The sequence below is a fragment of the Streptomyces sp. NPDC056503 genome, from assembly GCF_042794995.1.
In the GTDB taxonomy this organism is placed as follows: Bacteria; Actinomycetota; Actinomycetes; order Streptomycetales; family Streptomycetaceae; genus Streptomyces.
The window spans coordinates 49182-57215 of sequence record NZ_JBHTST010000037.1; the positions used below are offsets into that span (position 1 = coordinate 49182).

At 76.9% G+C, this 8034-nt stretch carries 3 protein-coding genes and 1 pseudogene; all 4 read left to right on the forward strand.

Going from position 1 to position 8034, the window contains the following annotated elements; genetic code table 11:
* Positions 1–13: 13 nt before the first annotated feature.
* Positions 14–871: a DUF4132 domain-containing protein gene (locus ACFQ8C_RS14215; RefSeq protein ID WP_383456328.1), complete on the forward strand. Its 858-nt coding sequence runs from the start codon at positions 14–16 to the stop codon at positions 869–871.
* Entirely contained in the window at positions 868–5775 is a 4908-nt protein-coding gene (locus tag ACFQ8C_RS14220) for a DNA-binding protein (RefSeq protein ID WP_383456331.1), read from the forward strand. The genes ACFQ8C_RS14215 and ACFQ8C_RS14220 overlap by 4 nt, the downstream gene beginning before the upstream one ends.
* Before the next feature lie 260 nt (positions 5776–6035).
* Positions 6036–7193 carry an AAA family ATPase gene (locus tag ACFQ8C_RS14225; protein WP_383456334.1) on the forward strand — a complete coding sequence of 386 codons (1158 nt, stop codon included), beginning with the start codon at positions 6036–6038 and terminating at the stop codon, positions 7191–7193.
* Positions 7190–7894, forward strand: a pseudogene (locus tag ACFQ8C_RS14230) (DUF5682 family protein); the annotation flags it as partial. The gene ACFQ8C_RS14225 and the pseudogene ACFQ8C_RS14230, both read left to right, overlap by 4 nt.
* Between the last annotated feature and the right edge of the window lie 140 nt (positions 7895–8034).

The following is an 8034-nucleotide window of genomic DNA, read 5'->3' on the forward strand; positions in this document are numbered from 1 at the left end:
AGGGGCGCGGCAGATGGCGTGGGTGGACGCGGGCGAGGGGTACGAGGTGACCCTCGGCGAGGGCGGGCGGGTGGTCGCCCGCCGGTCCGGGGGGCGGGAGTTGAAGACCGTGCCGAAGGCGCTTCGGGACGACCCCGGGGTGGACCGGCTGAAGCGGCTCTCCGAGTGGCTGGACCGGCACGCGGACGCGTGCGTGGCCCAGGTGGACGCCTGGATGGTGTCCTCGCTGCCGGTGCCGACGGCACTGGTCGCCCGGGTGTGGCCGGACGAGGCGTGGCGGTCCGCGCTGCGGGACATGGCCGTCGTGGGGGACGACCCGGACGAGGTCGGCTTCCTGAGGGACGTGTCGGACGACGGCGGGCTCAAGGTGGTCGATCTCGACGGCGAGACGGTGCGGTTGGCGCCGCGCGCGGTCACCCTGCCGCATCCGGTGCTGCTCCCCGATCTGGACGACGTACGGGAGTTCGCGGCCGAACTGGGCATCACCCAGCGGGTGGAGCAGATCCACCGCGCCACCTGGACGCGTCCGGAGGCGCACGCCGCGAACGCGACGGAGGTCCGCGACTACGCGGGCGGGAAGTTCGCCTCCCGTTTCGGGCTCGCCGCACGGGCCACCGGGCTCGGCTACCGGGTCTCCGGCGGGTACGCCACCTGCAAGGTCCGCGACGGCGGCCGGACGACCGAGGCCTCGGTGTGGATCGGCGAGCCGTACTGGGACGGGGAGTCGGAGACCGGCGGGCTCAGCTGGCACGACGAGGACGGCCGCGCGGTGCGGCTCGACGGGGTCGGACCGGTCGCCTGGTCCGAGGGGATGCGCATGGCCGCCGCGCTCTACGCCGGCCGCACGATCGAAGAGGGTGGGAACGCGTGACCGGCACGACCACGACGAACGAGACGGAGCTGCTGGACGCCGGGGCCGTGCTCCCGGCCGACACCGTGGGGGCCGGGCCCTCCGCGGTGGAGCTGACGGCACGGGTCTACCGCCATCCGGTGCTCGGCGAGGACCGGGTCGTCGTACGGCTCACCGCCGCCGAACTCGGCGCCGCCGAGGACCTGGCCGCGGGCTTCCTCGGGCTCGAACCCGCGGCCGAACCGGTCGTGGTGGGCCTGGGCCGGCGTCAGGAGCTCGGCTTCCCCGAGTGGGTGCTGGTGCACCACCCGGAGGACGGGCATCACGCGCTGGCCGTCGTGCCCGAGCTGGACCGGCTCGCGCGGCAGGCCAAGACCAAGCCGAAGGCGGCGCTCGACGCCTGCCTCGAACTGGCCGGTCGGCTCGCCTCCTCCGTGCCCCACTTCCTGCCCGTCTTCTACGAGCAGGCCGCGCGCGTCTTCCTCGCGGTGGAGAACACCACGTACGCGGGGCAGTTGTTCGGCCGCGCCCGCACCAGCGAGGCGCAGCACGGGCTGGCGGTCGACGAGGACCGGCTCGACGCCGTGTTCCTGGAGTTCGCGCTCGCCGGCGCGCTGCCGGTGAAGGTGCTGTCCGGTTACGGCAAGGAGCTGTCGGCGCGGCTCGCGCCGGAGGAGGCGTACGAGCGGTTCCGGCGGCTGTGCGTGCGCCGTACGGCGGGCGGGCTCGCCCCGTCCGCGCAGGCCACCACGGAGCTGCGGCGGCTCGCCCGCGCCGCGGGCCGGTCCGGCGGCGAGGCCGAGCAGGACTTCCTCGCCGAGCTGCTGCCGCTGCCGGCCACCCTCCGGGCGGCGGCGGGCTGGTGGAAGGCGCACCGCGCCCCCCTCGTCGCGCTGGCCCGGCGCGTGCCGGCGGTCCGGGGCAGCCTGCTCACGCTGACGCCGACGTCGGACGACGGCGCCCTGAGCGAGCTGTGGCTGGAGATCCTCGCGGAGTCCGGTGCCGACGCGGGCCTCGCCGACGCGGAGCGGCCCGCCGAGGAGCAGTGCGCCGACGGTGCCGCCGGCTGGCTGGAGCGCTACCACGCCGCCCGGCACCGCGGCTGGGGCCGGCGGCCGACCCCGACGGCGCTGCTGGAGCTGGTCGAGCGGGCGGCGGCACGGATCCGCGCCGATCTGGCGGCCCGCCCCGAGGGGCGGCGCGCGCTGCGGGTCGGTGTGGAGGACGTCAACCTGCTGGACCTGCTGCTCGCCCTGGACGTCCCCGTGACCGCGCCGGAGCGGGACGACCGCCCGCGTGACACGGCGCTGGACCTGATGGACTGGCACCAGTCCGAGCGGCCCCGGGACCTGGCCGCGCTCGCCGCCGACCCGCGTTTCCACCGGTCCTTCGACCGGGGTGCGGACGGCTTCGGCGGAGGCGGCCACGACGCGGACGTCCTGCGCCGGCTGGCCGCCTCGTCCGGCGGGCGCCTGCTGCTCGCCCGCTGGACCGGCGAGGTGGCCCGGAAGTCGGGGGCGGCCGGGCTTCCCGCCCTGCCGAAGGCCCTGTCCACCCTGGCGTGGCTGCCGTCCGAGGCCCTGGCGCTCGCGCCGGACGAGGTGGCCGCAGCGGCGGGCGCCGACCTCGGCGAGACGCTGGCGCGCTCCCTGCGCGGCGGTGTGTGGGAGGAGTTCCACTGGCCGGAGTGGGAGCGGACGGTGGCGGAGCTGTCGTCGGATCCGGACCAGCTGACCGTGGTCGAGGCCTGGCCCCATCTGATCGTGTCGAACGCCACCCAGGTCCGGGTGATCGACGCCGACTCCACCCTCCTCGTCCATGACCTGCGCATCCCGTCCTCCGCGGCGTCCTCGGTCCGCAGCCGCGGCTTCCACTACGTGGACGGCGCCCTGTTCGTCTTCTGGAGCGGGTACGGCAACGGCCCGGCGCAGGGGTACTGGCACACGGCGCCCGACCGGCTGGTCACGCTCGACGAGAACGTCAACGCGTGGTCGCTGCGGTCCGGCCAGGTCAGCCTGGCGCTGCCCGGCGGCGGCCGCACCACCGGCCGCGGCGTGCTGCACGCCGGGGACACCCGGCTCCCCATGGAGGTCCCCGTGATCTCCGACGGGACGTCGTACTGGGTGTTCGAGAACGGCACCGGGCCGGACGAGAGCGGCTGGGTCGAGTACGACCCCGCCGAGGGCGCCTACGGGCGGCGCTCGCAGCCCGGTTTCCTGGCCGACGCGCTGCGGCCGCACGCCCCGGACGCCACGCTCGCGGCGTTCTCCTCCTGGCTGCGGCCGGCGCCGGCCGTCGAGGGTTCCGCCGTGGGCGCGCCCGTCGACGGGCTGCTGGGCTGGCGCGTGGTGCGGCTGCGGGGGAACGGCTGGCACGCCGGTGACACCGCCGGACGGGAGGTGGTGCTGCCCGAGGGGGCCGACATGCCGATCGCGGCACTGGTGTTCCCCGGCGACGACCGCCCGCGCGCGCTGAGCCGGGAGTGGCGGAAGCTGTCGCTCACCGACCCGGACGGCGTCGTCACGGCGACGGCCGAGAGCGGCCGGAGCGAGCTGTTCAAGACCGCCGCGGCGCCGCTGCCGCCGCTGCCCTTCCTGTACGCGCTCCGCCCCCGCGACCCGCAGGGGTCGGCCGCGCTGCGCGTGGCCGACGCGGAGACCGCCGGCACTCTGCTGAAGGCCGCCGTCGACGCGGAGCGCGTCGAGGACGTCGTGGCCCTCGTGGGCACCGCCTTCCCCGCGGTCACCGCGCCCGAGCTCGTCGCCGGTGTCGTGAAGGTGCTGTTCTTCGCCGTCTGGCAGCAGAGGAGGCTCGACACGGTCGCCGCCCGGCTCCACCCGACGGCCGAGCCCGTCGTCGAGCGGGTCGCGGGCCCGTCCGACCGGGTCCTCGCCCAGGCGCTCAACGGCGTGGTGGGCTCCGGCTACTACCGGTGGGGCTCCGAGTCGGACGTGACCCACCGCTATCTGGAGGAGCTGGCCGCGGTGCGCGCCGACGCGGAGGCCCCGGCCGTGCCCGGCCGGCTCCACTTCGACCTGCCGTCGCTGCCCTGGTCCGGGCTGCCGTTCACGCAGCTCCTCGACCGGCCCGCGGCGCTCGCCTACCGGGCCGTCGCGCCCGGCGCGGACGAGGCGCACCGGGCCGCGCTGCGCGGTCTGCTCTCGATGACCGACGCCCTGGGCGTCCTGTCGGCGGCCGGATCCGCCGACCGCTGGCGGCGTGTGCTGCTCCACCTCGGCGAGCCGCATCTGACCGACCCCCACGGTCAGAGCCGGAACACCTCGCACCGCAGCGTGGTGCCGCTCGGCGGCGGTGCCGCCCTCGGGCTCACCGAGCACAGCGACGGCGTCCCGGACGGCCGGGAGTTCGGTGCCCTGCTGTACGACCCGAGCGGGCGGTTCGAGGTGCCCGGGCCGTACACGGTGCGCGCCGACGGGCCCGTCGGTGACCGCGAGCGCGGTGCCGGCTGGGCGGCCGCGTTCCTGAAGGAGGCGGAGGCTCGGGGCGCGGCGCCGTTCCTGCCCGCGGCGGCCGAGGAGTTCGGCCGGCTCACCGGGGCCTCCCGGGCGCTCGCCGGGCTCGTCCTGGCCGGCATGCCGGGGATCGACAGCCACGAGAACAACTTCCTGCCCCTGGAGCTGCGCAAGACCCTCGGCCTGAAGGTCGCCGAGGCCGGGCACGCCCGGGACGAGCTGCGCGCCCTGTCGGTCGAGGTGCGCCAGGAGGTGGTGGCGGCGCTGCTGCCCGACGACCCGGCGCGCCTGTGGACCGAGGGCCCGGAGGTGACCGCGGCGGCCGCGGTGTGGAACGCGCGGGTCGGCCGCCGGGTCCCGGTCCCCGACTGGCTGACGGCCGAGGCCGCGCGGGCCGTGCGCGGCGGCTGGCCCGTGGCCCGGGCGCTGCCGGCGCTGCTGGACCCGGCGGGCTCCCCCGAGCTCGGCGCGGACGTGGCGTGGCGGATCCAGAACGACCGGCCGGAGCCGGTGACGCCCGCCGAAGCCCCGTTCACCGGCTCCGTGCTGGCGGGGGCCCTGGGTCTGATGACCTGGCTGGCCCACCGGCTTCCGGCGGGCGACCCGCTGCGGGCGGCGCTGCCGGGCGCGCTGACGGCCCTGCGGCAGCGGCTGGCCGCGCCGGAGCTGCTCCTCGCGGTCGGGCACTTCACGAGCCTGGCGGAGTTCCGGAAGGTGGCGGGTGCCCCGACGGAGACCGCACCGGACCACGAGCGGTACGGGGCGGTGCTGATGGCCACGCACGACGGGCAGCCGCTGCCCGCGCTGCGGACCTCGCTGCTGGACTCCACCGGCTCGGACCCGTACCTGGTGGCGCTGCGCGGGCCGGACCAGGAGCCCACGTCGGTCGAGGCGGCGCTGCGCCGCTGCCACGACCCGGCGTTCGCGCGGCTGCTGGCCGATCCGGGCGCGCCCGTGGCGGGAGCGGCCGACGGGGACGGCACGTGGTGGCCGCAGGATCCGTCGCGCTCGGTGCCCGCGCTCGTGGCGGAGGCGGCGGCCGCGCACGGACTGGGGGCCGACGCGGCGGCGCTGTACCTGATGCTGCTGGCCCTGCCCGATCCGACCGACCGGAACACGGCTCGGTGGACGGGGTGGAAGCCGGCGCGTCTGAAGGCGGCGCGGGCCGAGCTCGCCGCCACCGACCTGGTGGTGTCGGCCGTCCGGGCCCGCGCGGGGCGCTCGCTGTTCCTGCCGGGTGCCTGGGTGGACCAGTCGGCGCCGGTGCTCCCCGTCGAGCAGTGGAAGCTGTCGCTGTTCGGCCTGGCAGGGGGCGGGCGGCCCGTCCTCGGGCCGCTGGTGCCGGCCGAGCCGGTGGCCGAGCTGTACGCGCGGGCGTGGCGGCGGATCGCCGACGGCGACCTGCCGCGCTTCGAGGAGCTCAAGGTGAAGCGCACCCGCCGGCGGCGCTGACCGGCCCTGGCGGCCCCGGCGCGTCCCGCTCCGTCGGGGCGCCGGGGCGCCGGGGCGCCACGGCCGTCGGGGGCCCGTGGTGGCGGCATGCCGAGGGCAGCGCCGCCGCCACGGGACCTCGGGCCGTGCCCGCGGGGCACGCTCCGCTCCCCCGCGCCCCGGCCTCCTCCGTACGCCGTTCGCCCCCCACTCCCCACCCCCGCTACCTCCGTACACCGTTCGTCCCCCTCTCCCCCAGCGACCTCCCGAAGGAACCGCGCATGACCGTCACCACCGATCCCTCCGCCCCCGCCCGGCAGGTCCTGCCCGCCGAGGAGCGCCACGCCGCCGAACTCGCCTTCCTCGCCGCGCAGGACCCGGGTCCGCGTCCGCCGGGCTGGGCGCTGACGCCGCGGGCCGTCGTCACCTTCGTCTGCGGCAGCGCGGGCGTCGAACTCGCGCTGCCCGAGCGGCGCGAGGGGCTGCCCGCGAAGCTCGCGATCGTCCCGAAGTTCGTCGGCGAGCGGGCGCTGGTCGAGCGCTGCGTCGTCACGCTGGCCGGTGAGCGCGGCCTGCTCCTGACCGGCGAGCCGGGCACCGCCAAGTCGATGCTGTCCGAGCTGCTCGCCGCGGCCGTCTGCGGCACCAGCGCCCTCACCGTCCAGGGCACCGCCGGCACCACCGAGGACGCCTTCCGGTACGGGTGGAACTACGCCCTGCTGCTCGCCCAGGGCCCGACCCCGCAGGCCCTGGTCGACTCCCCCGTGCTGTCCGCCATGCGTACCGGCCGGGTGGTGCGGGTCGAGGAGATCACCCGCTGTCTGCCCGAGGTGCAGGACGCCCTGGTGTCGCTGCTGTCGGACCGTCGTGTCACCGTCCCCGAGCTGACCGCGACGGAGGACGCCGTGGTGAGCGCCGCGCCCGGGTTCACCGTGATCGCGACGGCCAACCTCCGGGACCGGGGCGTGTCGGAGATGTCGGCCGCGCTCAAGCGCCGCTTCAACTTCGAGACCGTGGATCCGATCGCCGACGCCGACGCGGAGGCGACCCTGATCCGGCGTCAGGCCGTCGCGGCGGTACGGCGGGCCGGGGCCGAGTTCTCGGTCGACGACGCCGTCCTGGACGCGCTCGTCACGGTCTTCCGCGATCTGCGTTCGGGCCGGTCGACGGAGGGCTGGGACGTGGAGCGGCCCGGCACCGTGATGTCCACCGCCGAGGCCGTGCAGGTGGCGGCGTCGCTGGGGCTCTCGGCGGCGTACCTGCCCGGCGGGGACGTCCTCGACCTGCTCCCGGGGCACCTCCTGGGCGTCGTCCGCAAGGACGATCCGGCCGACCACGCCCGACTGCTCGGCTACTGGGACGGGCCGGTCCGCCGCCGCGCGGAGACCGGTTCGGCCATGTGGCGCCGTCTCTGGGACCTGCGCGGGAGCCTGCGGTGACCGTTCCCGACCCGAGGGCGGCCGTCGACGCGCTGGCCGCGTCACGCGAGCCGTACCTCCTGGGCGTGCGGCACCACAGCCCGGCGCTCGCCGCCGTGGTGCCCGCGCTCCTCGACGCGGCGGACGCCGAGGTGGTCTGCGTGGAGCTGCCCGCCGACTTCCAGCCGTGGCTGGAGCACCTCTCCGATCCCGAGACGGTCGCGCCGGTCGCGCTGGCCGGGACGGGCGAGGGCGGACGGCTGTCGTTCTACCCGTTCGCCGACTTCTCGCCGGAGCTGGCGGCGGTGCGCTGGGCACGGGCCCGGGGCGCCGAGGTCGTCTGCTGCGACCTGCCCCTGGGCGACCCGGGCTGGTCCGCGGGGGCGGACGGCGCGGGGGCGGAGGGCGCGGGGCGGCGGCTGTTCGCCGACGCACTGACCTCCGCCGGGACGGGCCGGGACGGCGACGACCTGTGGGACCGTGCCGTCGAGGTGCTCGCCCCCGGCTGCACCCCCGAGGCGGTGCGGCGCGCCGCGCTCGGCGTCGGCTGGGCGCTGCGCACCGACGCCGAGGTACCGGCCACCGATCTGGCCCGCGAGGACCGGATGCGCCGGGTGATCGCCGGGGCGGGTGCGGGCGGGCGGCGGGTCGCCGCCGTGATCGGCGCCTTCCACGCTCCGGCCCTGGTGGCGGAGTCCGCGGGGGTGAGCGGGACGGAGCCGGTCGGCCGCAGCCCGGCCCGCGGCGACCGGTCCCCGGGGTCGACAACGCATTGGTGATCGCCGGCAGCGATGCCCGCGGGACGATCTACGGGATCTACTCGATCTCCGAGGAGATCGGCGTCTCTCCGTGGTACTGGTAC

What these genes read in the sequence shown, in the direction of transcription:
- ACFQ8C_RS14215 (WP_383456328.1), top strand. Translation starts at nt 14, where the DNA reads ATGGCGTGGGTGGACGCGGGCGAGGGGTACGAGGTGACCCTCGGCGAG.
- ACFQ8C_RS14225 (WP_383456334.1), top strand. Translation starts at nt 6,036, where the DNA reads ATGACCGTCACCACCGATCCCTCCGCCCCCGCCCGGCAGGTCCTGCCC.